Source organism: Aeromonas sp. S41-2, from assembly GCF_027705845.1.
Classification (GTDB): domain Bacteria; phylum Pseudomonadota; class Gammaproteobacteria; order Enterobacterales; family Aeromonadaceae; genus Aeromonas; species Aeromonas hydrophila.
The window spans coordinates 1-23,076 of sequence record NZ_JAPDCG010000003.1; the positions used below are offsets into that span (position 1 = coordinate 1).

At 63.0% G+C, this 23,076-nt stretch carries 20 protein-coding genes and 1 pseudogene; 9 read left to right on the top strand and 12 right to left on the bottom strand.

What is annotated here, in order from left to right; translation table 11 throughout:
* Together OKC44_RS08035 and OKC44_RS08040 are read left to right on the top strand one after the other, a co-directional pair.
* Window positions 1-261 (top strand): pyruvate kinase alpha/beta domain-containing protein (locus OKC44_RS08035; protein WP_333563242.1); only part of this gene is annotated, 261 nt, incomplete at its 5' end.
* A 161-nt stretch (window positions 262-422) separates the two neighbouring features.
* Window positions 423-696 (top strand): annotated as a pseudogene (locus tag OKC44_RS08040) (leucine zipper domain-containing protein); the annotation flags it as partial.
* An 854-nt stretch (window positions 697-1,550) separates the two neighbouring features.
* On the opposite strand, the gene araA reads toward OKC44_RS08040, so the two are convergent.
* The 3 genes from araA to OKC44_RS08055 are packed head-to-tail and all read right to left on the bottom strand — an operon-like array spanning window position 1,551 to window position 5,450.
* Window positions 1,551-3,050: an L-arabinose isomerase gene (gene araA / locus OKC44_RS08045; protein ID WP_270812161.1), complete on the bottom strand. Its 1,500-nt coding sequence runs from the start codon at window positions 3,048-3,050 to the stop codon at window positions 1,551-1,553.
* Between the two features lie 13 nt (window positions 3,051-3,063).
* On the bottom strand, window positions 3,064-3,762 hold the full coding sequence (locus OKC44_RS08050) for an L-ribulose-5-phosphate 4-epimerase (protein WP_011705776.1): 699 nt from the start codon (window positions 3,760-3,762) through the stop codon (window positions 3,064-3,066).
* Window positions 3,759-5,450 carry a ribulokinase gene (locus OKC44_RS08055; RefSeq protein ID WP_270812163.1) on the bottom strand — a complete coding sequence of 564 codons (1,692 nt, stop codon included), beginning with the start codon at window positions 5,448-5,450 and terminating at the stop codon, window positions 3,759-3,761. Before OKC44_RS08055 ends, OKC44_RS08050 begins: the two co-directional genes overlap by 4 nt.
* 361 nt (window positions 5,451-5,811) lie before the next feature.
* On the opposite strand from OKC44_RS08055, the gene OKC44_RS08060 reads away from it, so the two are divergent.
* From OKC44_RS08060 to araC, 4 genes are all read left to right on the top strand, one after another.
* On the top strand, window positions 5,812-6,795 hold the full coding sequence (locus tag OKC44_RS08060; protein WP_011705778.1) for an arabinose ABC transporter substrate-binding protein: 984 nt from the start codon (window positions 5,812-5,814) through the stop codon (window positions 6,793-6,795).
* 72 nt (window positions 6,796-6,867) lie between these two features.
* A complete protein-coding gene (gene araG / locus OKC44_RS08065; RefSeq protein WP_269381284.1) occupies window positions 6,868-8,367 on the top strand; it encodes an L-arabinose ABC transporter ATP-binding protein AraG in 1,500 nt (499 codons plus the stop codon).
* A gap of 48 nt (window positions 8,368-8,415) precedes the next feature.
* Window positions 8,416-9,417, top strand: coding sequence for an L-arabinose ABC transporter permease AraH (gene araH / locus OKC44_RS08070; RefSeq protein ID WP_011705780.1), 1,002 nt, complete (start codon window positions 8,416-8,418; stop codon window positions 9,415-9,417).
* Between the two features lie 144 nt (window positions 9,418-9,561).
* Complete coding sequence (gene araC, locus OKC44_RS08075; RefSeq protein ID WP_045790020.1) at window positions 9,562-10,473, top strand: arabinose operon transcriptional regulator AraC; 912 nt, start codon at window positions 9,562-9,564, stop codon at window positions 10,471-10,473.
* A gap of 93 nt (window positions 10,474-10,566) precedes the next feature.
* Here araC and OKC44_RS08080 read toward each other — a convergent pair whose 3' ends face one another.
* The gene (locus OKC44_RS08080) at window positions 10,567-11,472 is read right to left on the bottom strand and encodes a LysR family transcriptional regulator (protein ID WP_270812168.1); all 906 of its coding nucleotides are present in this window, start codon (window positions 11,470-11,472) and stop codon (window positions 10,567-10,569) included.
* A 123-nt stretch (window positions 11,473-11,595) separates the two neighbouring features.
* On the opposite strand from OKC44_RS08080, the gene OKC44_RS08085 reads away from it, so the two are divergent.
* On the top strand, window positions 11,596-12,462 hold the full coding sequence (locus OKC44_RS08085) for a pirin family protein (RefSeq protein ID WP_270812170.1): 867 nt from the start codon (window positions 11,596-11,598) through the stop codon (window positions 12,460-12,462).
* Window positions 12,463-12,512: 50 nt separating this feature from the next.
* Here the strand turns inward: OKC44_RS08085 and ykgO are convergent, their stop codons facing one another.
* Together ykgO and OKC44_RS08095 are read right to left on the bottom strand one after the other, a co-directional pair.
* The gene (ykgO, locus tag OKC44_RS08090) at window positions 12,513-12,638 is read right to left on the bottom strand and encodes a type B 50S ribosomal protein L36 (protein ID WP_005300174.1); all 126 of its coding nucleotides are present in this window, start codon (window positions 12,636-12,638) and stop codon (window positions 12,513-12,515) included.
* Window positions 12,635-12,904: a type B 50S ribosomal protein L31 gene (locus tag OKC44_RS08095; protein WP_043122476.1), complete on the bottom strand. Its 270-nt coding sequence runs from the start codon at window positions 12,902-12,904 to the stop codon at window positions 12,635-12,637. The genes ykgO and OKC44_RS08095 overlap by 4 nt, the downstream gene beginning before the upstream one ends.
* A 255-nt stretch (window positions 12,905-13,159) precedes the next feature.
* Here OKC44_RS08095 and OKC44_RS08100 point away from each other — a divergent pair, with 255 nt between their 5' ends.
* Window positions 13,160-13,408 (top strand): DinI family protein, encoded by a 249-nt coding sequence (locus OKC44_RS08100; RefSeq protein ID WP_029303211.1) that lies wholly within the window; start codon window positions 13,160-13,162, stop codon window positions 13,406-13,408.
* Between the two features lie 135 nt (window positions 13,409-13,543).
* Here the strand turns inward: OKC44_RS08100 and OKC44_RS08105 are convergent, their stop codons facing one another.
* The 5 genes from OKC44_RS08105 to dcuC form a co-directional block, all read right to left on the bottom strand.
* Window positions 13,544-14,365, bottom strand: a complete 822-nt coding sequence (locus OKC44_RS08105) for a DUF2927 domain-containing protein (protein ID WP_270812173.1) — start codon at window positions 14,363-14,365, stop codon at window positions 13,544-13,546.
* 24 nt (window positions 14,366-14,389) lie between these two features.
* Window positions 14,390-14,893 carry a M48 family metallopeptidase gene (locus OKC44_RS08110; protein ID WP_270812731.1) on the bottom strand — a complete coding sequence of 168 codons (504 nt, stop codon included), beginning with the start codon at window positions 14,891-14,893 and terminating at the stop codon, window positions 14,390-14,392.
* A gap of 141 nt (window positions 14,894-15,034) precedes the next feature.
* Window positions 15,035-16,678, bottom strand: coding sequence for a hypothetical protein (locus OKC44_RS08115; protein WP_270812175.1), 1,644 nt, complete (start codon window positions 16,676-16,678; stop codon window positions 15,035-15,037).
* A 195-nt stretch (window positions 16,679-16,873) separates the two neighbouring features.
* Window positions 16,874-18,532: a bifunctional metallophosphatase/5'-nucleotidase gene (locus tag OKC44_RS08120; protein WP_270812176.1), complete on the bottom strand. Its 1,659-nt coding sequence runs from the start codon at window positions 18,530-18,532 to the stop codon at window positions 16,874-16,876.
* A 130-nt stretch (window positions 18,533-18,662) separates the two neighbouring features.
* Window positions 18,663-20,015 (bottom strand): anaerobic C4-dicarboxylate transporter DcuC, encoded by a 1,353-nt coding sequence (gene dcuC / locus OKC44_RS08125; protein ID WP_016350497.1) that lies wholly within the window; start codon window positions 20,013-20,015, stop codon window positions 18,663-18,665.
* Between the two features lie 335 nt (window positions 20,016-20,350).
* On the opposite strand from dcuC, the gene OKC44_RS08130 reads away from it, so the two are divergent.
* Entirely contained in the window at window positions 20,351-20,950 is a 600-nt protein-coding gene (locus OKC44_RS08130; RefSeq protein ID WP_270812177.1) for a DUF922 domain-containing Zn-dependent protease, read from the top strand.
* Between the two features lie 82 nt (window positions 20,951-21,032).
* Here the strand turns inward: OKC44_RS08130 and mnmC are convergent, their stop codons facing one another.
* Window positions 21,033-23,051: a bifunctional tRNA (5-methylaminomethyl-2-thiouridine)(34)-methyltransferase MnmD/FAD-dependent 5-carboxymethylaminomethyl-2-thiouridine(34) oxidoreductase MnmC gene (mnmC, locus tag OKC44_RS08135; RefSeq protein WP_270812179.1), complete on the bottom strand. Its 2,019-nt coding sequence runs from the start codon at window positions 23,049-23,051 to the stop codon at window positions 21,033-21,035.
* Window positions 23,052-23,076: the final 25 nt, after the last annotated feature.

Consider the following 23,076-nt stretch of genomic DNA (forward strand, 5'->3'; position numbering starts at 1 on the left):
AAGGCCATCCGCAAGTACTTCCCGAAAGCCTGGATCCTGGCCATCACCACCAACAAGAAGACCGCTGCCCAGCTGGTGCTGACCAAGGGTGTGGTTGCTCACGTGGTTGACTCCATCGCCTCCACCGACGACTTCTATCGCATCGGCAAAGAAGCTGCGCTGGAAATCGGCATGGGCGTGAAGGGTGATGTGGTTGTCATGGTCTCCGGTGCCCTGGTACCGAGCGGTACCACCAACACCGCCTCCGTTCATATGCTCTGAGCATCTTCTAATCACCAAGAGCCTCCGATGTGGTACATCGGGGGTTCTGTATATCGGGGGTAATATGGTCTCCCTAGCTGTGATCTCTCTGCAGGTTGTTCACTCGGGGCATTACCGGAGAATTGGAGGCGCCAACCAAACTAATCGTCGGAGATGTGCGAGTGAACAACCATAAAAATGTCCACTTAACCGTCTTTGGTCGACAGCTTCTTGTCCGGCGCGTCCTTGAACAGGGCCTGCGTGTTGAAGAGGCGGATCACGCTGCCGAGTCACTATCCGAGCAACTGACAAGTGGCTCACTCGATATCGCAAGGAGGGACCTGATGGCTTGCTCGGTCACTCTTCTTGCCCCCATGCCATCGATGACCAGCGCCAACAGGGATTATCGAACTGCGCAAGCCTCAACAAACCTATCGACCCATCAGTCATGGGCTGGTGGTGCTAGCCTGCGTGTAAATGTAAACCATCATGCCGCATCAATCGTGCCATCGGGCGTTTCCCACAGGTCTCACCCATCTCTCGCAGCTAAGCGTAAGAACTAGCTAGGCAGGATGTGGCGGAAGCGCCATTTGGTGTTTCTGGCATGGGGTCGACCCGGCAAGCGGCGAGATATTGTTCGGTGCATTGCTGGGCCGGGATGGCCGAATGCGGTTGGTCTATGGGCTGTTGATTGGTGCTTTCTACAGAGATGAGCATTGAGGACTCGTTTTGTTTTGTTTGAATTCTACTGCAATGCATTGAAATATAACTACAAATTGAACTTCTGCTGTTTATGGTCACGAACTTCTGCATGTTGTGTTTCACATATGAAACAGCGGACTGGCTTTACTGGTTTTTTTGCGGCCAAAGCGGATGAAGTCCTGACCCTTCAGTTACTCACACGAACAGCGTTGCTATCTGTAGCAATGCCCTCAAATTTCACCATGTCCCAATTGTGTACCGCGCTCATCAGCGTAAGAACCATAAACCTTTATAAATCAGTCCATTAAAAAACACATATTGCAAAACGTGGAAGTAGAAGGTCGGCTCGCTGCCGGCGTGTGCTGTTTTGCTCATGTTGCTCGAGAGGGATATCCGATGACGGTGGCGCCTGGCGCCAGGGTGGGGGTGCCATGCACCTCGGTTGCCTGCATGGTAAACCATAGCGCAGGCAGAACGAAGGGCAGACCGGCCGGCTGCCGCTTTATTGGGCAGGCAGGCGCCAGTGGCAGGAGAAAAAGAGGTACGGGGGAGAGAGTACAAAGAGACAGCCCCGTTGGCGGGGCTGTCCAGGTTTTCTGGTGGCGGGCTCAGTGGCAGAGCTTGTAGTAGACCTCGTTCCACTGCAGGGTCTGCTTGAGCTCGGGGATGCGGGTGTGCTCGTCGATGACCACAAACTCGATGCCCATGAGGTCGGCGAAGGTACGCAGCTGCTCGATATCCACCGACTGGGTGAACACCGAGTGGTGGGCGGCTCCGGCCAGGATCCAGGCCTCGGCGCTGGTCTGCAGGTCCGGCATGGGGTTCCACAGGGCGCTGGCCACCGGCAGTTTCGGCATGGCCTCTGGCAGGTCCACCACCTCCAGCTGATTGACCACCAGCCGGAAGCGGTTGCCCAGATCGATGAGGCTGGCGTTGACCGCCTTGCCGGCGGGGGCCGCAAACAGCAGGCGGGCCGGGTCGGCCTTCTTGCCTATGCCCAGATGCTGGGCATCCAGCACGGGTTTATCGGCGGCGATGGAGGGGCAGACCTCCAGCATATGGGCCCCCAGCACCAGGTTGTTGCCCGCCTCCAGGTGGTAGGTGTAGTCCTCCATGAAGGAGGTGCCGCCCGCAAGGCCGGTTCCCATCACCTTGAGGGTGCGCAGCAGGGCGGCCGTCTTCCAGTCCCCTTCTGCCCCAAAACCGAAGCCTTGCTGCATCAGGCGCTGACAGGCGAGCCCCGGCAGCTGGTGCAGGCCATGGAGATCTTCGAAGGTGGTGGTGAAGGCGCCAAAGCCGCCGTCGGTGAGGAATTTCTTCATCCCCAGCTCCTGGCGCGCCGCCTCATACAGAGAGGCGCGAAGCTCCCCGCCCGCCTGCACCGCCTCGGTCAGGGTGTAGCTCTCTTCGTATTCGGCCAGCAGCGCCTCGATGTCGCTTGCAGGCACGGCGTCGATCACCTTCACCAGATCGCCGACCGGGTGGTAGTTCACCTGATAGCCGAACTGGATCTGGGCCTCAATCTTGTCGCCCTCGGTGACCGCCACGTTGCGCATGTTGTCGCCGAAGCGGGCGATCTTCAGGTGGCGGCTGTCGTGGATGGCGGCGGCGACCCGCATCCAGTTGCCCAGCTTGCGATGGGCCTCTTCATCCTGCCAGTGACCGACCACCACGGTGCGCGGCAGCCGCAGCCGGGCCCCCATGAAGCCGAACTCACGGCCGCCGTGGGCGGTCTGGTTCAGGTTCATGAAGTCCATGTCGATCTCGCTCCACGGCAGATCCCTATTGAACTGGGTATGGAACTGCAACAGGGGTTTTTGCAACTGGCTGAGGGCCGGGATCCACATCTTGGCGGGGGAGAAGGTGTGCATCCACACCATGAGCCCGATGCAGCGCTCATCGTGGTTGGCATCGCGGGCCACCGCGCTTATTTCATCGAGGGTGGTGCCGGTGGGCTTGAGCACTATCTTGACCGGCAGGCCGGCGCGCTCGTTGAGCTGGTTGGCGATGGTGTGAGCGTGATCGGCCACCTGCTTCAGGGTGGCGGCGCCATACAGGTGCTGGCTGCCGACCAGGAACCACACTTCCAGCTGTTTCATCAATTCCATCTTGGTGTCCTCTTTATGCTTTTGTCTGGCCGTAATAGGCGTGTTTGCCATGTTTGCGCTGGTAGTGCTTCTCCAGCAGGTAATCGGGCAGGGGGCGGGCCGCGGGGTTGATCTGGCCGGTGAGCCAGGCCATGCGGGCCACCTCTTCCAGCACCACGGCATTGTGTACTGCATCCTCGGCGCTCTTGCCCCAGCTGAAGGGGCCGTGGTTGGCCACCAGCACCCCCGGCATGGTGAGAATGGGGGTCTGCTTGAGGGTCTCGACGATGAGATGACCGGTCAGCCCCTCGTAATCCTCCTCCACTTCACCCGGGGTAAGCAGGCGCGAGCAGGGGATCTCGCCGTGAAAGTAGTCGGCCTGGGTAGTGCCGAAAATGGGGATGGGGCGCCCCGCCTGGGCCCAGGCGGTGGCGTGGGTGGAGTGGGTGTGTACCACGCCGCCAAGCTCGGGGTAGGCGCGATAGAGCACCAAATGGGTGGCGGTGTCGGAGGAGGGGCGCAAGGCGCCTTCCACCTGCTTGCCCGCCAGATCCAGCACCACCATGTCTTCGAGCAGCATCCGCTCATAACTGACGCCGCTTGGCTTGATAACCACCAGATTGCGCTCTCGGTCGATGCCGCTGACGTTGCCCCAGGTGAAGGTCACCAGCTCGTGGCGCGGCAGATCCAGGTTGGCGACGAGCACCTGCTCCTTGAGCATTTTGAGGTTCATGCCGGTACTCCCCGGTTATAGAGCGGCTCGGCGGCGGCGCCCCAGGCGAGGTAGCGCTGGTAGAGGCGCTCGTATTCGGCGACCCGCTCAGGGTCAGGCTGGTGGGTACGCTCCACGGCGCTCGCCATGTGGCGCTGGGCCTCGGCCACATCGGCGTGGATCCCGGCCGCCACGGCGGCAAAGATGGCCGCCCCCAGGGCGCAGCACTGATCCGAGGCCACTACTTGGATGGGCCTGTTCATCACGTCGGCGCAGGTCTGCATCACAGTGGCCGACTTGCGGGCGATGCCGCCAAGGGCGATCACCTGCTCCACCGGCACCTGCTGACTGGTCATGCACTCCATGATGCTGCGGGCCCCGAAGGCGGTGGAGGCCACCAGGGCACCAAACAGATCGGGCGCATCGGTGCCGAGGTTGAGCCCGGTGACTGTGCCCTGCAGGCGCTGGTTAGCATAAGGGGTGCGCCGGCCGTTGAACCAGTCGAGCACCACCGGCAGGTGGGCCAGATCGCGCTGCTGCTCCCAGGCGGCGGCAAGGCTTGGCAGCAGTTCCCGCTTGTGGGCCTCGATGGCGGTGCGCAGCTCCGGATACTGGGCGGCGAGGCTCTCCAGCGGCCAGCCGAGCTGGCGCTGATACCAGGCATAGATGTCGCCGAACGCCGATTGTCCCGCCTCCAGCCCCACCATGCCCGGCACCACGCTGCCGTCCACCTGGCCGCAGATCCCGGCAATGGCCCGATCACCTATGGTGGCTTCGTCGGCGATCAGGATGTCGCAGGTGGAGGTGCCTATTACCTTGACCAGCGCATTGTTGCCGGCCCCGGCCCCCACTGCCCCCATGTGGCAGTCAAAGGCCCCGCCGGCGATCACCACCTCGCAGGAGAGGTGCAGCCGCTCCGCCCACTCGGGGGTCAGGGTGCCGACCGGCAGATCGGCGGTCCAGCTGTCGGTAAAGAGCGGGTAGTCGAGATCCTCGGTCAACAGCGGATCCAGCGCGTTGAGAAACTCGGCGGGGGGCAGGCCGCCCCAGCTCGGGTGCCAGAGAGACTTGTGGCCGGCGGAGCAGCGCCCGCGCCGGATGTCGGCCGGGGCCAGGGTGCCGCTCAGGATGGCGGGAACCCAGTCGCACAGCTCGATCCAGTTGCAGGCGGCGGCGCGCACCGCCGCATCGGCGCGGGAGACGTGCAGGATCTTGGCCCAGAACCACTCGGAGGAGTAGACCCCGCCGATGTAGCGGCTGTAGTCGGGGAACTGGCCGCCGTGGCACAGGGCGGTGATGGCCTCGGCCTCCTCGATGGCGGTGTGATCCTTCCACAGCACGAACATGGCGTTGGGGTTGTCGGCAAACTCCGGGCGCAGGGCCAGCACACGGCCCTCCTCGTCGATGGGGGCTGGCGTGGAGCCGGTGCTGTCCACCCCTATGCCGCACACGGCGGCGCGCTGACTCGGGGTGAGCTGGCTCACCACCGCCACCACCGCCTGCTCCATGGATTCCAGATAGTCGAGGGGGTGGTGGCGGAACTGGTTGGTGACCGGCTGGCAGTAACGACCGGCCTGCCAGCGCGGGTAATAGACGACCTGGGTTGCCAGCTCGGCGCCGTCGTGGCAGCGCACGGCGAGTGCCCTGACCGAATCGCTGCCGAAATCGAGTCCGATGGTGATCTGCTCGGACCTGGGGTGCTCAGACATAAGTGCTCCTGACCATCAATGAGGGGTGACTGGGGAGGAACCATAGGAGATGGACCGGACGGGCGGTTAGCCATTGGCTGCTGGAAATATGGATTTAAACGCTATGCCGGCAAGAGGGTGACGGTCATCGAAGATCCGCTATGTGATTATTTTGCTGAAAACATAGACAAAACGGCTGCAATTTCATGGCGTGATCCTGCTCTCCATTTTTCCATGTGAAAACGATTACAACTTGGTTCGCTCAACTAGCAACAACAATAACGTCCTGTTTAAGCATGTTTTTATATGGCTGCGACTTGATTGACTCAAGGAGCAGCACTGCGTGGATACATGGATTGATAGAACACCTGGAGACACTCGCATGAACAAAATCGTTAACAGCATGATCGCAATGGGGTTTGCCCTTGGTATGGCAAATTCTGCTTTCTCTGCCGAGGCATTGAAGCTGGGCTATCTGGTCAAGCAGCCGGAGGAGCCCTGGTTCCAGACCGAATGGAACTTCGCCGACAAGGCGGGCAAGGATCTCGGCTTCGAGGTGATCAAGATCGCCGTCCCCGATGGCGAGAAGACCCTCAATGCCATCGACAGCCTGGCGGCCAACGGCGCCAAGGGCTTCGTCATCTGCACCCCTGATCCCAAGCTCGGGGCCGCCATCATGGCCAAGGCCAACAGCATGGATCTGAAGGTCATCACGGTGGACGACCAGTTCGTCAACGCCAAGGGCCAGCCCATGGAGCAGGTGCCGCTGGTGATGATGGCCGCCACCAAGATTGGTGAACGCCAGGGCCAGGAGCTCTACAAGGAGATGCAAAAACGCCAGTGGGACGTGAAGGCGACCGGGGTGCTCGCCATCACCGCCGACGAGCTCGATACCGCCCGTCGCCGGGTCGAAGGCTCCTTGAGTGCGCTCAAGGCCGCCGGTTTCCCCGAGGGGCAGATCTACCGCTCACCCACCAAGGCCAACGACATTCCGGGGGCGCTGGATGCCGCCAACTCCATGCTGGTGCAGCATCCCGAGGTGAAGAACTGGCTCATCGTCGGCATGAATGACAACACCGTGCTCGGCGGAGTGCGCGCCACCGAAGGGCAGGGCTTCAAGGCCGAGAATGTCATCGGCATCGGCATCAACGGGGTGGATGCGGTGAACGAGCTGTCCAAGTCCAGCGCCACCGGCTTCCTCGGCTCCCTGCTGCCCAGCCCGGACGTGCACGGTTACAAGAGCATCCAGATGCTCCATGACTGGGTGGTCAACGGCGCCGAACCGGCCAAGTTCACCGAGGTGACCGACGTGGTGCTCATCACCCGCGACAACTTCAAGGTCGAGCTGCAGAAGAAAGGTCTGTGATTGACGCCATCTAAACCCTGACACCGAGACCGGCATGGCGGTGTGCGCCATGCCGGTCGGCTGGAGTGAAACATGAATCAGTCAGTTCCTTATCTGGAGTTTTGCGGCATCAGCAAGGAGTTTCCCGGCGTCAAGGCGCTGAAGAACGTCTCCTTCTGCTGCCAGCAGGGCACGGTGCACGCGCTGATGGGGGAAAACGGCGCGGGCAAGTCCACCCTGCTCAAGATCCTGAGCGGTTTTCAGTCGCCCACCACCGGAGTGGTGAAGCTGGCCGGCCAGGAGCGGGTCTTTCAGAGCACGGTCGATGCGCTGGAGTGCGGGATCGCCATCATCTATCAGGAGTTGCATCTGGTGCCCGAGATGACGGTGGCCGAGAACATCTACCTCGGTCAGCTGCCGACCCGGCGCGGGGTCATCGATCGAGAGAAGCTCTATCAGGATGCGGCCAGGCAGCTGGCGCGCCTCGGTATGGACGTCTCCCCCGAGACGCCGCTCAAGTACCTGTCGCTCGGGCAGTGGCAGATGGTGGAGATCGCCAAGGCACTGACCCGGGATGCCAGCGTCATCGCCTTCGACGAGCCGACCAGCAGCCTGTCGTCGCGCGAGATCGAGCAGCTGTTTCGGGTCATCCGTCAGCTGCGTGACGAGGGCAAGGTCATTCTCTACGTCTCCCACCGGATGGACGAGATCTTCGCCCTGTGCGACGCCATCACGGTATTCAAGGATGGCCAGTTCGTGCGCACCTTCGCCTCCATGGCCGAGGTGGACCGGGATCTGCTGGTCAAGACCATGGTGGGGCGCGAGCTGACCGACATCTATGGCTACAGCCCAAGACCGCTCGGCGAGGCGGGCCTCAAGGTAGATAACCTGATGGGGCCTGGGCTCAAGGCGCCGGTATCGTTCGAGGTCAAACGCGGGGAGATCCTCGGCATCTTCGGGCTGGTGGGGGCCGGGCGCAGCGAGCTGATGAAGCTCATCTTCGGCGCCGACAAGATGCACAGCGGCGAGATAGCGGTGTTCGGCAAGCCGGTGGTCATCGGCAGCCCCATCGACGCCATTCGCAGCGGCATCATGCTCTGCACCGAAGACCGCAAGGCGCTCGGCATCATCCCCATCCACTCGGTGCAGGAGAACATCAACATCAGTGCCCGCCGCCACCACGCGTGGAGGGGCTTCTGGATCAACCAGCAGTGGGAAGACGAGAACGCGAGGCTGCGGATCCGCGACATGCGGGTCAAGACCCCGTCTCCCCAGCAGGCCATCATGAACCTCTCCGGCGGCAACCAGCAGAAGGCCATTCTGGGGCGCTGGCTCTCCGAGGACATGAAGGTCATCTTGCTCGACGAGCCGACCCGCGGCATCGACGTCGGGGCAAAGAACGAGATTTACAACGTGATTTACGATCTGGCCAAGGTGGGCATCGCCGTGGTGGTGGTATCCAGCGAGCTGCCGGAAGTGCTGGGCATCGCGGACAGGATCATGGTCATGCGGGAGGGGGAGATCGCCGGCGAGCTTTCCCACGACGAGGCCAACGAGGTCAAGGCGCTCAATCTGGCCATGCCGGCCCGTTGATCCGCTGACCGCAACGAGATAGCACCCGGAATTTTCAGGAGAAATACCATGACAACTACTACCTCAGTCGGCCAGGCCGCCAGCACCGCGGCGGCCAGCGGCTCCCGCCTGCAACTGGCCCGTGTCTGGGATCAATACGGCATGCTGGTGATCTTCGCCATCCTGTTCCTGCTGGCCTGCGTGCTGGTGCCCAACTTCGCCAGCCTGATCAACATGCGCGGGCTCGGGCTCGCCGTCTCCATGTCGGGCATGGTGGCCTGCGGCATGTTGTTCTGCCTCGCCTCCGGCGAGTTCGACATGTCGGTGGGCTCAGTGGTGGCCTGCTCCGGCGTCGCCTGCGCGGTCGGCATCAACGCCACCGAGAGTATCACGGTGGGCATCCTGGCCGGCATGTCGGTGGGGGTGCTGTTTGGCCTCATCAACGGCATAGTCGTGGCCAAATTCAAGATCAACGCCCTCATCACCACCCTCGCCACCATGCAGATGGCGCGCGGGGTGGGCTACATCATCTCCGACGGCAAGGCGGTGGGCATCGTCGAGGAGCGTTTCTTCGAGCTGGGCAACTCCGCCCTGCTCGGCATCCCGACCCCGGTCTGGTTGACCGCCGTCTGCTTCGTGCTGTTCGGCTTGCTGCTCAACAAGACCACCTTTGGCCGCAACACCCTGGCCATGGGGGGCAACGAGGAGGCGGCGCGTCTGGCCGGGGTCAACGTGGTGCGCACCAAGATCATCATCTTCACCATGACCGGGCTGATTGCCTCCATCGCCGGCATCATACTCGCCTCGCGCATGACCTCGGGCCAGCCGATGACCTCCATCGGCTTCGAGCTGGTGGTGATCTCCGCCTGTGTGCTGGGAGGGGTCTCCATGAAGGGGGGGATCGGCAAGATCTCCTACATCATCGCCGGGGTACTGATCCTGGGGCTGATGGAAAACGCCATGAACCTGCTCAACATCTCCCCGTTTGCCCAGTACGTGGTGCGTGGCTTAATCCTGCTCGCCGCCGTGCTGTTCGACCGCTACAAGCAGGTACGCAAGGCGCGCATCTGATCCCTGTCCAACCATGCAGGCCCGCGCGCAGCGGGCCTGCCGAGGGTTGCCCCGCGGCGCACGATGCATCCCGTTGTGAGCCAGTTCACCAATTTCACACGGCGCCGCGCGCCGGATAGCGCGTTCCCAAGGTGAGTCTTTACAATGGCCCAAGCCGATTTTTTTACCCAAGCGCTGTTTTCCGCCATGTCCTCGATGCAAAAAGAGAAGCCGAAACAACTCAACCCCCTGCTGCCGGGTTACGCCTTCGACGTCTTCCTGGTCTCGGGCATGACCCCCATCGAGCAGGGGAGTGCGCTCGACTTCATCATCGACCGGCCCCAGGGGATGAAGGGCTTCATCGTCAATCTGACCATCAGGGGCAAGGGGCAGATCTTTCAGGGGGAGCAGGCCTTCACCGTGGAGCCCGGCGACCTGCTGTTGTTTCCGCCGGCGGCGGTGCACCATTACGGCCGGGCGCCGGATGCGCAAGCGTGGTACCACCGCTGGGTCTATTTCCGGCCGCGGGCCTACTGGGCCGACTGGCTCAAGTGGCCACAGGTGACGGAGCGGGTGGGGCGCCTGCAACTGGCGGACGCCGCCTTGCTCGCCGAGTTCGATGCCCTGTTCCTCGACATTGAAGAGACCCACCAGCAGCTGCGGCCCATGTCGGAGCAGCTGGCGATGAACCTGCTGGAGCGGCTGCTCATTCGCTGCTACGAAGCCTCCTCCCTGGATGCCTATCCCGCCATCGACCACCGGGTTCACCAGGCGTGCCAGATCCTGAGCGAGTCGCTCTGCGCCGAGATCTCGGTGGAGGCGCTGGCGGAGCAGGTGTTCTTGTCCCCCTCGCGCCTCGCGCACCTGTTTCGCGAGCAGGTGGGGGTGAGCATAGTGCGCTGGCGCGAGGATCAGCGCATCATGCGGGCCAAGCTGCTGCTGCAGACCACGCCGCTGTCGGTGGCCACCATCGGCCAGCAGGTGGGCTATGACGATCAGCTCTACTTCTCGCGGGTGTTTCGAAAGCGGGTGGGGGTGAGCCCCACCGAATACCGCAAGTGTGCCACCCCGCTGTGACCCCTCTTGTCTGAGGTTGCGGCCCATCCTGTCCCTTCAGCGTTCACCCCATGATGGGGTGGCTGTCTGGGGCAGGGGGCGCTGCTTTCTTCATCACTCCTCGTCGATGGCGGCGAAGCGCTCCACCAGATAGTCGATGAGGGCTCGCACCGAGGGGAGCAGGCCGCGCCGGGAGGGGAACACGGCGTGAATGAGTTCGGGCCTCGGCTCCCAGGCGGGCACCACCTTGACCAGGGTGGCGGCGGTCAGCTGCTCCTGCACCATCAACAGCGGCAACTGCACCACCCCGACCCCGGCCAGCGCCGCACTGCGCAGCGCCACCATGTCGGTGGTGACGAAGCGGGGCTGGTGGGTGAGGTCGGCATGCGCCCCCTGCGGCCCGAACAGCGACCAGAGGTAGTGCTGCCGCGGCGTCCCCAGCCCCATGCTGGGCCAGTCGTGCAGATCTGCCGGCGCGGTGGGCAAACCCCGTTGTGCGACGAGTGCCGGGCTGGCCACCAGGCACTGACGACGCTGCGCCAGTACCCGGATCACCAGCTCGCTGTCCTGCAGCGGCGGCGGCCTGACCCGGATGGTCACATCGACCCCTTCGGCGATGGGGTCGACCCGCCGATTGGTCCCTTCCAGCTCGACCCTGATCTGCGGGTGACGGGCCATGAAATCCGCCAGCATGGGGCCGACATGGGTGTGCAGCAGGGCGATGGGGCAGCTCATGCGGATCAGCCCGCAGGGCTCGGCCCGGGTCATCTCGATGGCGGCCTGCGCCGCCTCGGCCTCCACCAACATCGCCTTGCAGTGCTCGTAATAGGTGCGGCCCAGCTCGGTCACCGCAAACTGGCGGGTCGAGCGCTGGAGCAGCCGCACGCCGAGCCGCTCTTCAAGCTGCGCTATCCGCCGGCTGAGGCGGGATTTGGGCATGCCGATGGCGCGGCCAGCGGGGGCAAAGCCGCCGTGATCCACCACCTGGACGAAATAGTAGAGATCGTTCAGATCCTGCATAGGGTGCTCTCATCGTTCCAAAAATAGGACGCTGATGCCCAATTTAGCAGTCTACCCACCTATTCGTCTCGAAACTATGCTGTCTCCAGTGTTCAATTCCACTGGATATGTCAGGAGCGACAGATGAAAAAGATCCTCGGCGTTTACAGCGCACCCCGTTCTCACTGGGTAGGCGACGGCTTTCCCGTACGCTCTCTCTTCTCCTACAACAGCCACGGCAAGCAGCTGAGCCCCTTCCTGCTGCTCGACTATGCCGGCCCGGCCAACTTTACGCCGACCAGCCGGCCACGCGGGGTGGGTGAGCATCCCCATCGCGGTTTCGAGACGGTGACCATCGTCTACAAGGGCGAAGTGGCGCACCGGGATTCGACCGGTCAGGGCGGCGTGATAGGCCCGGGCGATGTGCAGTGGATGACCACCGGCGCCGGTATCCTGCACGAGGAATTTCACGCCCCGGCTTTCAGCGAGTCGGGCGGTGAGCTCGAGATGGTGCAGTTGTGGGTGAATCTGCCGAGCCGGCACAAGATGACGCCGCCCGGTTACCAGCCCATCCTGGCGGGCGACATTCCGACGGTGGCACTGGCCAACGACGCGGGGTCGGTGCGGGTCATCGCCGGCGAGTTTGAGGGGGTCCGTGGCCCGGCTCATACTTTCAGCCCGCTGCATGTCTGGGATCTGCGTCTGGTGCAGGGCAGCGTCAGCACACTCGAGTTGCCCGAAGGCTGGACCGGCGCGCTCATCGTGCTCAAGGGGACCGTACAGGTCAACGGCAGTGCCATCGCCCGGGAGGCGCAGATGGTGGTGCTGGACCGGGCAGGGCGGCAGGTCATGATTGAGGCAAACAGTGATGCTATTGTGCTGCTGCTGAGCGGTGAGCCCATCGAGGAGCCCATCGTGGGTCACGGCCCCTTCGTGATGAACAGCCATGAGGAGATAGTGCAGGCCATCGATGATTTCAACAGCGGCAGATTCGGCGTGATGCCGGAGTGATAAATGGACAAGGCCCTCGCATGAGGGCCTTGTATTTATGAGGCTGCGGATCAGCGCTGACGGGCCTTGAACCTGGGGTTGCTCTTGCAGATCACGAACAGCTTGCCGCGGCGACGGACAATCTGGCAATCGGGGTGGCGCGACTTGGCTGATTTGAGGGAGGAGAGGACTTTCATGGCTGCGCTTTTCCTTTGTTGAAGAACTGACCGAAACGCTGGCCGAAGCGGGCGACCTGACCTTCCTTGCTGACCTGCTTCTGCTTGCCGGTATAGAAGGGGTGTGACGCACTGGAGACATCCAGCGTCACATAGGGGTAGGTATTGCCGTCTTCCCACTGCTTGGTGCGATCGGTCTTGAGGGTGGAGCCCACCAGAAAATAGGTGTTGGCGGTCAGGTCGTGGAACAGAACCTGACGGTACTCGGGGTGAATGTCGGGACGCATGATGCTGGCCTCATGATTTGATTGTTATAACATAACAAACAAATCATGCCTTTGTTGAGAATAGATATCAACAATTTTTGTCTTGTTTGGTGATGGGGTAATACCACCGAGCGAGGTTCTGCCTCTCCGGCAAGCAGGGTAAGCGGCCGGGTTTGGTGATGCCGCAGCAGAGTTGGCAACAAGAGGTTGATGATGCGCTTTACTTTTAATTTTTACTGTATAAAAATACAGTTATAAATCATGGAGAAGTATCCTATGCGTCTGGAAATCATCATCGACAAAAAACATCAGGTGGCCACCTCGACCATGGAGGCGCTGCGTCAGGAGCTGCTCAAGCAACTGGGCGAGAAGTTCCCCGACCTGCATGTGCGGGTCGCCCCCGGCAGCGCCATGGCGCTGACGGTCAGCCGCGCCAGCAAGGAGGACAAGGAGCTGGCAGAAGCCATGGTGCAGGAGGTGTGGGAAAATGCCGACAGCTGGATGCCGGAGAGTGTTGCCTCCTGAGCCTGGTTGCCGGGCTCTCATCTAGCAGCTTTCTTGCCGAACAAAAAACGCAGCCCAAGGCTGCGTTTTTTGTTGCTGCTGGGATGAGTTCCCGAGCTGATGGTGCGTCAGCACTCAACCTTTAATCCTCAACCGTCAAAGCCCGGCCCAGCGTTTGAGACTGTTGACCTGCACCCGCTGATCGGCCTGGGCAATGTCGCCGCTGGCGCGCAGTGCCTTGAGGGCGACGGGCAGGGCGGCACGCACTTCGCTGGCCGTCATGCCGGCCTGCAGGGCCGGGTGATAGGCAAGCTTGAGCAGCACGTAATCGAGCCCGGTCGGGAAGCTGTCGATGCTGTTGTCGTTGAAGATGGAGGGGAACACCTTGTCCGAATCGTTGGGCAACCCCATCACCTGGGTGAGCTCCTCCACCACGCAGTCGAGAAAGCGCCCCTTGGCCCGGCTGTAATCCACCGGAATGATGATGGTGGCGCGGGCCATCTCGCGGCGGGTATTGGTGGTGAAGTTGGCCATGCAGAGCCCCTCCTTTAGCGCGGTCTTGACGGAGGCATCCTGCCCCATGGTGCGCTTGGCCCAGCTCGCCATCTTGGCGCGTTCGGTCATGATCAGGGTGATGTTGGGTCGCTCGCTGACCAGGGCGATGGGACGACCTATGATGCCGGCCAGATGCTGGCTTTGTACTTTGACCACCTCGCTTTGCAGCGCCTTGTCGCCAAATTCGTTGACCAGCTTGAGCCGGATGGGCTGTTCCCAGCGGGAGAAGCGCACGTTCTGTTCGTGGCCGTACTCCCGCTTCATGGCGACCTCGAAGAAACTCTCGGTGAGATAGGCATCGCTCTGCCAACGCTCGGCAGCCTGCAGCCATGGGCTCAGCAACAGGAGCGCCACCAGCCAGCGGCCGAGCGGCCGGCGCCAGCCTGAGTGGCACACGGCAAGGTAACGGCGCAATGAAGTCATGTCTCCTCCTTGAAACAGTCGGGATCAGCGCGTGGCCCGTTCGAGATCGCGCCAGGTGAGCCAGAGCCGCAGATCAAACTCCAGTTGATGATAGTCCGGCTCCATATGCTGACAGAGCTGATAAAAGCCCTTGTTGTGATCCTTCTCTTTCAGGTGGGCCAGCTCGTGCACCACGATCATCTTCAGGAAGGCTGGGTGGGCCTCCTTGAACAGGGCGGCGATGCGGATCTCGTTCTTGGCCTTGAGCTTGCTGCCCTGCACCCGGCTCACATAGGTGTGCAGGCCGAGGGCATCCTTGATCACGTTGACCTTGCCATCGAAGATCACCTTGGAAAGTGGCGCCGAGCTTTTCAGGTAGCGGTTCTTCAGCTCCATGGTGTAGGCGAGCAGTGCCTTGTCACTCTGGATGAGGTGGGTCTCTGGATAACGCTTTGCCAGCACGTCCCCCAGCTTGCCCGCCGCGATCAGCTGTTGCACCTGGGCCTTGAGGGGCTCGGGGTAGCCACCGAGGTAGGTCAGTTCCGCCATGTCTGCATTACTCGTCATATCAAAAGAGCGCCATTGTAGTCAGCGCGTCGCCGCTTGCCTACCGTTTCGGGCCTTGCCTGGGTTGGCGCAATGAAAAGGGCCGTCATCGCGGGATGACGGCCCTGTTCGGTCAAGGGGGGCTCAGCGTCTGCGATAGAGGCCCGGATCCACCTCTTCATACTGGCTCACCAGATATTGATAGAAGGCGAGACTGGAGGGGGAGCTGGGTTTTTTGAGCTCATCGGCCACCCGATCCGGCTTGGCGATGATGAACTTGGGACTCTGGCGCTTGAGGTCGGCCAGCACCCGTTCACGCACGTCGTAGGGCGGGTTGACGTTGGCAAAGAACAGGTAGGCGGAGGCCGGCTGGCGATCGGTCCAGAGGTAATATTGCGGCTGGATGCCGTCCACCCAGATCTTGTCGGTGGGGCTGGTTTCGGCCTTGATCCGATCGACCCGTACCTGGGCCGGCGGGTTGAACGGCGTGCCCTTCAGGGTGCCTTCCCAGGCGTTGTTGAGCAGCAGGGCCAGCATGGCCAGCGAAGCGAGCCAGGGGGTGGCGCTGCGCACATCCCAGGCGCGCCACAGGGGCACCAGGATGAGCACCGGCAGCGCCCACAACAGGCTGTTGCCGAGCACTTCACGCACCCGCTCCAGCGACCACTCCTTGGTGCTCCAACCGTAACCCAGCTGCTGGGCCAACAGCCAGCTGGCGGTCAGCACCACCAGCGAGATACAGAGCAGGCCGAGGCCATCGGCCTGCTGTTCGCTGCGATCCAGCAGGCAGGCCAGCGGCAGCAGGGCCAGCGGCAGATAGAGCACATCGTAGTGATCGAACACGTGGCCGGAGACCGAGTTGGCGATCAGGGTGAAGATGACCCCAAACAGGGTGGCGCACAGGGCCGGCAGATACCACTCCTGACGGCGCCCCATCATCAGCACGATGAAGGCGGGCAACAGCATGATGAGGCCGGTACGCAGCAGGCCGACGCTGCCCACATCCGGTGAGAAGCCATTGCCATAGCTCCCCTCGAAGAAGATATCGAAGGCATAGTATTTGAATTCGGCCAGCAGGTTGTGATGCTGGAAGTAGGCCAGCAGCGGGCCACCGACCAGCGCCAGCCCCAGCAGGCTGGAGCAGAGCAGGGAGAGGGCGCAGCGCCACTGTTCGCGCAGGCACCAGTGGCAGAACAGCACCAGATACCAGGCACCCCAGAAGGCGCCGTTGTTGGTGCGCATCCAGGCCACGATGGCAAAGGTGAGCGCGGCCACCAGCGCCGGTCCCCAGCTGCAGCGCTTGTCCAGCAGCATGGTGATGAAGGCCCACTGGGCGATGAGGGCCAGATGGAAGGTCCAATCCTCGGTCATGTTGCCGTAGTAGTAGCGGGTGCCGTAGAGCGCCAGCACCGCCAGCATGCTGCCGAGCCGGGCCCGCAGCGAGAGGCCGAGCTGGCCGAATGCCTGCCAGCTGGCCAGCAGCCCCAGCCAGCAGAGTGCCCACTCCAGCAGCCAGATCCCGAAGAAGCCGCCGAGGCCGTAGCCGAGGGCGTCGAGGGCGAAGATCATGGGGCCCTTGATGTCGATCATGTCCCGGTACAGCACGCCCCCTTCGCTCCACATCTTGCCCATCACCGCAAACAGCGAGGCGTCGAAACCTGGCGCCATGCCGTGGAACAGCGGGTTGCGCAGGCAGAACAGCAAGGCCAGCAAGCTGGTGAGCAGGATCACCAGTGGCCGCAGGCCCGGATTGACGCGAGGAGGGGTAAAACGGATGGCATGATTCATGGGTGACCTGTTCCTGCTGGGAAGTCTCGAAAGCGGGCCTATCTTGCCGAGCCTGACAGCACGATGCAATGGGCGAGGGGAATGTGCTTGAAATAATTTGTAAAAGTGCCGCTTTACGGCATGAGAGCGGCACGTTTTCTGACAAAACCGGCTAAAGCGACCTGGCGGGCCACCACCAAGGGGCCCGCCAGGTCATCATCGGGTAGACGGCCCCTGATACTCCACCAGTGCCGGCGTGGCGGCGAGCTCGGGCAGGTAGCGGGCCCAGCGGATGAAGGCATCCGCCAGGGTGATGCCGAGCTCCTGGTTGTGCTGGGTCAGGGTGCGGGCCAGCGCGGTATAGCCCTCCTTGCCGGAGGCGGTGTAGGCGCTGGAAACCCCCCGATAGATGGCATCGGCTTCGACCGGCTGCCACTGGCCGGGGGCGCGCTCCCACTCCAGCCGGGTGATCCGGCTCCCTTTGGGTTGGTCCACCTGATAACAGAAGCGCACTCCGGCGGTATAGGGGAAGCTGCCGCTGCCATTGCCCGTCACGCCGTTGTTGGTGGCGTTGTCGATGGCCCCCTCCAGCGCCTCGGCGAGCTCATGGCCGTGCACCCGATAGAGGGTGAGCGGGATGGCGAACGGCAGCAGGCGGCCGGCGATGTCCGCTTCGCTGAGCGGCCCGGGCTCGAGGGAACAGCGTACCCCGCCGGCATTGTGCAGGGCGAAGTCCACCTGACCGACTTGCTCGCGGGCCCCGGCCAGCATGGCGCTGGCCACCAGGGGCGCCACCTGGCTGCCGGCCGGCAGGCTGGCATCGGGCAGCCGCTGATGATGCAGCGGCCCGCCAAGGCGGGTCACGATGCGCTGGGTCATGGTCTCGAGCTCTGGCCGGTAGCGTTTGGCCAGCAGTTGCTCGAGTGCGGGCGCCGGCTCGCAAAAATGCAGCCCGGCCGGCGGTGTCGAGGCAAACGGCCAGGGCTGCCAGGGCAGCCATTCCAGCTGGCCACGGCTGCGCGCTACCCGGCCGTGCTGGTCAAACGTCAGCTCGCACACGCCGAGGCAGAGGGCGCTGTGGGCGGCGTGCAGGATGGCGACGCCGTTTCGCATCAGCGGATAGCTGCCCTCGCTCGCCAGACCGAGCGGCGCCAGATCCCCCAGCTGGCTGTGGGTGTGGCCACCGATGATGAGGCTGAGCTCGGGGAAATGCTCGGCCAGCTGTTTGTCCTGCTCCAGCCCCAGGTGGCTCAGCAGGATGATGTGGTGGATGCCGGCGGCCTTGATCTCTGCCAGCGCGGCCTTCAGGGTCTGTTCGATGCCGTGAAAGCGGGTATGGGGATCGGGGCTGGCAATGGCCGCCATCTGCGGCAGCGTGATGCCGAGCAGGGCGAAGGGCACACCGTCGATGATGCGCTGGTGCCAGGGACGGCTGGCGTCATACAACTGGGGCAGGCCGCGCAGCCGCAGCGGGGCGTCGGCGGGCTCCTGGCTGCTGTCGAGGTTGGCGGCCAGCACCGGAAAGTCGAGCTGGCGCAAAAACTCCACCAGCGGCCCGTTGCCCAGATCGAACTCGTGATTGCCGATCACCATGGCGTCCGGTCGCAGCAGGCTCAGCAGGTCGGCGTTGGCCCGCCCCTTGAAGCGGTTGAAATAGAGCGAGCCCTGGAAGGTGTCACCGCCGTGCAGGAACAGGCAGGTCTGGCCCGCCGCGTCGGCTTGTCGGCGCAAGGCGTTGAGCCGGGTCAGGATGCGGGCGTAGCCACCACACTGGGTGCGCCACTCGGACTCTCCTTCAGGGGCGAAGCGCATGGGAGCGCCATCAAAATGGGAGTGGCAGTCACTGAAGTGGGCAAGTTGAACCGTAATACTCATCTCGGTCCTCCTTAGAGAAAAAAGAGCACCGAGTCTACTCCAATGGCGGGGGGAGATACCAGCCCGGCGGCAGGCCGGGCTGATAGCGCGAGATAGAGGCGGGGCATCCGCTCAGGGAGCCCCGGCCAATTTAGGCGGGCACCATGATCTGGGTAGCGAGGATCACCACCAGCAGGCCGACCGCGACCGGCACCGAGGTGCGCTTGACCACTTCGAACGGAGAGAGGTTGCCCATCCCCGCACAGGCGACCACCACTCCGGAGACCGGCGAGATGGTGCGGCCCAGGTTGGAGGCCTGCAGCATGGGGATCACCAGGTAGGCGGGGTTGACGCCGAGGCTGGTGGCCAGATGGGGGATAAGCTCCACGAAGGCGTAGAAGGGGGCGTTGCCGGACCCCGTGGTAAAGGCGGCCAGGGTGGTGATGACCACCAGCACCAGCATGATGACGATGCCGCCGGTACCAAAGCTCTGGGCCAGATCCAGGAGGTTGGCGATGAAGCCGAGCCCCATCAACCCCTGGGCAAACACCCCGGCACCCACCAGCAGCATCACCACGCCGGCGAAGGCGTCGGCCATGCTGCGCCAGCACACCTGCAGCCCGTCCAGCAGCTCTTTGCCGTTGCGCTTGCGGGCCAGCTCCAGCAGGGCGGCCAGCACCAGGCAGATGACGATGATGGTGACGATGTCGAGCTTGGGCCCGAGTTTGCCGTCAAACAGCAGCACCCCGATGATGGGAGTGAAGGGCAGGATGGCGTAGAAGCCGGGGGCATCGGTGATGAGATCGCTCGGGGCGACCGCCTCGTTGTGCTCGCCGGCCTTCTGATCCAGATAGCGCTGCCAGAAGAAGTGGGTCACCGCCATGGCGGCGATGGCCACCAGCGAGATGGGCAGGGTCAGCTTGAAGGCAAAATCGAGCAGCTCCATGTTGGCGGCCTGGGCGGCCATCACCACGTCCCCGGAGGTGGGGGCCAGGATGATGGCGGCCGGCGAGGCACATACCGCCGCCGCGGCGCCACGGGAGATCCCCATGTTGACCATCAGCGGGAACAGGGTGGCCATCAAGAGCACGCCCAGACCGGTGGCGGAGCTCACCGCCAGCGACATGGCGCAGGCCACCAGATAGGCGGCAACCAGCAGGATGTAGGGGGACTTGATGATGCCAAGCGGCTTGCTGGCCAGCTTCACCAAGATGGTGTTGGCGCCGATGTGGCTCATGTAGCCGGCGAAGCCGCACAGCACCATGATGAGCATGCCGAGGCCACCGCCCCGATCCACCAGCAGGAAGCGCACGTATTCGAAGATGTCGGTGGCCACGTGGCCGGTGGAGGTGACGCTGGTGGGCAGCACCGCCTTGCCCATCAGGGCGGTGATCGCCAGCAGCAGCAAGCCGCCGCTGAGCAGCACCCCGGTGGCCGAGTAGCCCTTGAAGATGTAGCGACCCACAGCCAGGGTGACCAGGGTGCCGATAAGGAGTTCCATCATAGAGTGAGTTCCTGAGTACGAATGAAGGTGGATGCATTCCTGGCGTCAACTTGGAGGTTAATCTGGCCAATCCCGAAATGTATCGACATAAAACTCGGCGATTATTATCCAATAAGGGGTATCTCACCATGATGTTGCGCATCACTTGTGATCTTGCTTGCAAATCAATGGCGGTGCGGGGTTGCGACTTGTCAACCTGACACTTAGGCTTTGTGACGGGAGTAGGTGACAGTCGCGGGGATCGCGGTTAATCTCCTGCTTCGAGTATTAATGCGTTGATTATTAATTAAAATAACAACCCCGCCAGCAACGAGGTCAAGGCAGCAGAGATGGGAATGGTCAGCAAAGTTTTCATGGTGGCACTGATGTTGTACGCCGCCACGGCCGGGGCCGAGAGTTCCCATTACACCGGTATCAAGGCGGTGCCTGACATCAAGGTCGACTTTCAGTTTTATCGGGTTTCTGGACCGGACGTGGCGAGCCTGGCGCGCCAGATGACCAATGCGGGCACAGCCCGGGCCAACGGCCACATCGGCATGGCCAGTTACCAACTCTCCTGGCAGTTGCAGACCCGTCCCGAGGCGCAGCGCTGCGAGCTGGAACAAGTCAGGGTCACCACCCGGATCAAGGTGATGGTGCCGAACTGGATGGACAAGGCCAGGGCCTCCGCCGCCGAGCGCCAGAAGTGGGACAAGCTGGTGGCCGCCATGTTCGACTACGAGAGCCGCCACAAGGATATCTTGCTGGAGAGCGTCAGCCAGCTCGGCATCCAGCTGGCACAGCTGCCGGTGGAGCGTGACTGCGCCGCCCTGGAATATCAGGCCTGGCAACGGGGGCAGGGGGTGCTGGCCAGCTCGCGCGAGCGTTTCAGCCAGTTGCAGCAGCAGACCGATCACGGTCGCAAGCTGGGGCTTAACTGGCCAAAGGGCATCTGAGCCCGACAGGATTTGAGCGAACAAAAAGGGCTCCCGTCGGGGAGCCCTTTTTGTTGTTGCGCCTTGCCGAGCACCTTAGCGCTCACTGGAGCGGCTTGCCTTTGAGCAGCTTGCGCACCCAGTAGCGGGCCGGGTGGAGCGCCTCCAGCAGATCGGCCGCCAGCGGCAGCGGATCGCCACAGATCTCGCTGGCCAGCAGCTCGCCGCAAAGGGGCGCCGAGCAGAGTCCCCGCGAGCCGAGTGCCCCCAGCACATAGAGACCAGGATGCAGCGGTAACGGCGCGGCGTTTTGCTGCTCGCCCTGCAGCCTGACGTAGTGATCCGCCAGGTTTGCCAAGCAGGCGATTGGCCCCACCACCGGCAGGTGATCCCGGCTGGCACTGCGCACGCCGACCCGGGCCTGATTGCCACTCACATCCACCTCGGCGGGCCAGGCTTGCTGTGGCAGGCAGGCTTGCAGTCGCGCCTGGTTCTGGGCCTGCTCGTCGGCGCGAAACTCGAGATCGGTCTGGTTGCGGCCATAGCTGGCGCCGATGCAGTGGTGATCGTGGTGGGACGGAGTGAGGTAGCCATCGTAGCAGAGCACGGTGTTGAGCTTGCTCAAGCTCGCCGAGGTCGGCACATGGCTCACCTGGCCGCGCACCGGATAGAGCGGCAGCTCGGCAAAGGGGATGAGCGCAGGCAACTGATGGCCGGCGGCCACCACCAGATTGGGGGCTTGCCAGCGACGCCCGTCACGGCTCTCGATCAGCCAGCCATCGGCCTGTTCGGCCATGGCGACCACCTCGGTATTGAACGCCACCTCAAGCAGCCCGCTGGCTTGTGCTTCCTGGATGGCGGCGCGGGTGAGATCCGCCGGGCAGAGCCAGCCCCCCTGCGGATAGCTGACACCACCGTGACCGCAGGGCAAGCCGACCACTTGCTCAACCTCCGGCTCGGAAAGTACCTGCATCAGCTCGGGCGGGAAGGGGCCTTGCGCCATCTTGGCCAGCTTGGCGGCGGACTTGTCGTCATAGCCGAGCTGGGTGACGCCGCACAGCGAGAAGGCGATGGGGTGGCGCTTGGCCAGGGACAGCAGTCGGCTTCTGGCAAAGCCGAAGGCCAGCGAATAGAAGCGCGACAGGGCATCGTGCTCGCCGTTGAGCAGCGGGTAGAGGGCTCCCTGCCGGTTGCCGGAGGCGCCGGTCGCGGGCTCGCCATCCTGGCACAAGAGCGTCACCCTGCGGCCTCGCTCTACCAGCGAGAGCGCGGTCATGGCCGAGGCGATGCCGCCACCGATGATCAGCACCTCGCCCGCGCGGCCGGCAGGTCTGGCATACCAGGGTGCGATGGTCTGCTGTGGCTGTTTCTCTGCGCGCTCCCCGGCCAGCATCTCCCGCTTGCTGCCATGCCCTTTCACCTTCTGCATGGCAAAACCGGCGGCAATCAGGCCGCGGCGCACGAAGCCGGCACAGGTAAAGGTGGCGATGGTGGCGTGGGGACGCGCGAGGCGGGCCAGGCCGTCGAACAAGTCTTGCGTCCACATCTCGGGATTTTTGGCAGGGGAGAAGCCATCCAGATACCAGGCGTCCACCAGCCCGTCTGCCGGGTGGGGCACCTGGGGCAGCATCTCCTTGATGTCGCCAAACCAGAGGTCGAGCCGGATCCGGCCGCCGGCAAAGAGCAGCCGATGACAGCCTGCGACGGGCAGCGGCCACTGCGCGATGAGGGGCTGGCTGAAGGTGGCGAGCTCGGGCCAGGCGGCCAGCGCCTTGCGCAGGTCCTCCCGGGTCAGCGGGTATTTTTCGAAACTGATGAAGTGGAGGCGGGCACCGTTGCCGGATTGGGGCGCCTGTTCCAGAAAGGCGGCCATTGTCGCCAGAAAGTTAAGACCTGTGCCGAAACCTGTCTCACCTATCACGAAAATGTCACTATCGTGATGCGAAAATCGCGCTGGCAGCCGATTTTGCTGCAAAAAGACGTAGCGGGTTTCACTTAGACCGTTATCATTGGAAAAGTACACATCCCCGAACTCACTGGAGACTGGAGTTCCCGCTTCATTCCAGTCCAATCGGGCATGATGTAAGGATGTTTGACTCACGTTTTCCTCTGCTCGCGTCACAAAATCGCGGGCATTCTACGTGAAA

Coding starts and splice junctions, on each gene's coding strand:
- araG (WP_269381284.1), top strand. CDS start 6,868: ATGAATCAGTCAGTTCCTTATCTGGAGTTTTGCGGCATCAGCAAGGAG.
- araH (WP_011705780.1), top strand. CDS start 8,416: ATGACAACTACTACCTCAGTCGGCCAGGCCGCCAGCACCGCGGCGGCC.
- OKC44_RS08055 (WP_270812163.1), bottom strand. CDS start 5,450: ATGTCTGAGCACCCCAGGTCCGAGCAGATCACCATCGGACTCGATTTC.
- OKC44_RS08115 (WP_270812175.1), bottom strand. CDS start 16,678: ATGAATCATGCCATCCGTTTTACCCCTCCTCGCGTCAATCCGGGCCTG.
- OKC44_RS08050 (WP_011705776.1), bottom strand. CDS start 3,762: ATGAACCTCAAAATGCTCAAGGAGCAGGTGCTCGTCGCCAACCTGGAT.
- OKC44_RS08120 (WP_270812176.1), bottom strand. CDS start 18,532: ATGAGTATTACGGTTCAACTTGCCCACTTCAGTGACTGCCACTCCCAT.
- OKC44_RS08095 (WP_043122476.1), bottom strand. CDS start 12,904: ATGCGTCCCGACATTCACCCCGAGTACCGTCAGGTTCTGTTCCACGAC.
- araC (WP_045790020.1), top strand. CDS start 9,562: ATGGCCCAAGCCGATTTTTTTACCCAAGCGCTGTTTTCCGCCATGTCC.
- ykgO (WP_005300174.1), bottom strand. CDS start 12,638: ATGAAAGTCCTCTCCTCCCTCAAATCAGCCAAGTCGCGCCACCCCGAT.
- OKC44_RS08080 (WP_270812168.1), bottom strand. CDS start 11,472: ATGCAGGATCTGAACGATCTCTACTATTTCGTCCAGGTGGTGGATCAC.
- OKC44_RS08060 (WP_011705778.1), top strand. CDS start 5,812: ATGAACAAAATCGTTAACAGCATGATCGCAATGGGGTTTGCCCTTGGT.
- araA (WP_270812161.1), bottom strand. CDS start 3,050: ATGGAATTGATGAAACAGCTGGAAGTGTGGTTCCTGGTCGGCAGCCAG.
- OKC44_RS08085 (WP_270812170.1), top strand. CDS start 11,596: ATGAAAAAGATCCTCGGCGTTTACAGCGCACCCCGTTCTCACTGGGTA.
- OKC44_RS08100 (WP_029303211.1), top strand. CDS start 13,160: ATGCGTCTGGAAATCATCATCGACAAAAAACATCAGGTGGCCACCTCG.
- OKC44_RS08105 (WP_270812173.1), bottom strand. CDS start 14,365: ATGACTTCATTGCGCCGTTACCTTGCCGTGTGCCACTCAGGCTGGCGC.
- OKC44_RS08130 (WP_270812177.1), top strand. CDS start 20,351: ATGGTCAGCAAAGTTTTCATGGTGGCACTGATGTTGTACGCCGCCACG.
- OKC44_RS08110 (WP_270812731.1), bottom strand. CDS start 14,893: ATGGCGGAACTGACCTACCTCGGTGGCTACCCCGAGCCCCTCAAGGCC.
- dcuC (WP_016350497.1), bottom strand. CDS start 20,015: ATGATGGAACTCCTTATCGGCACCCTGGTCACCCTGGCTGTGGGTCGC.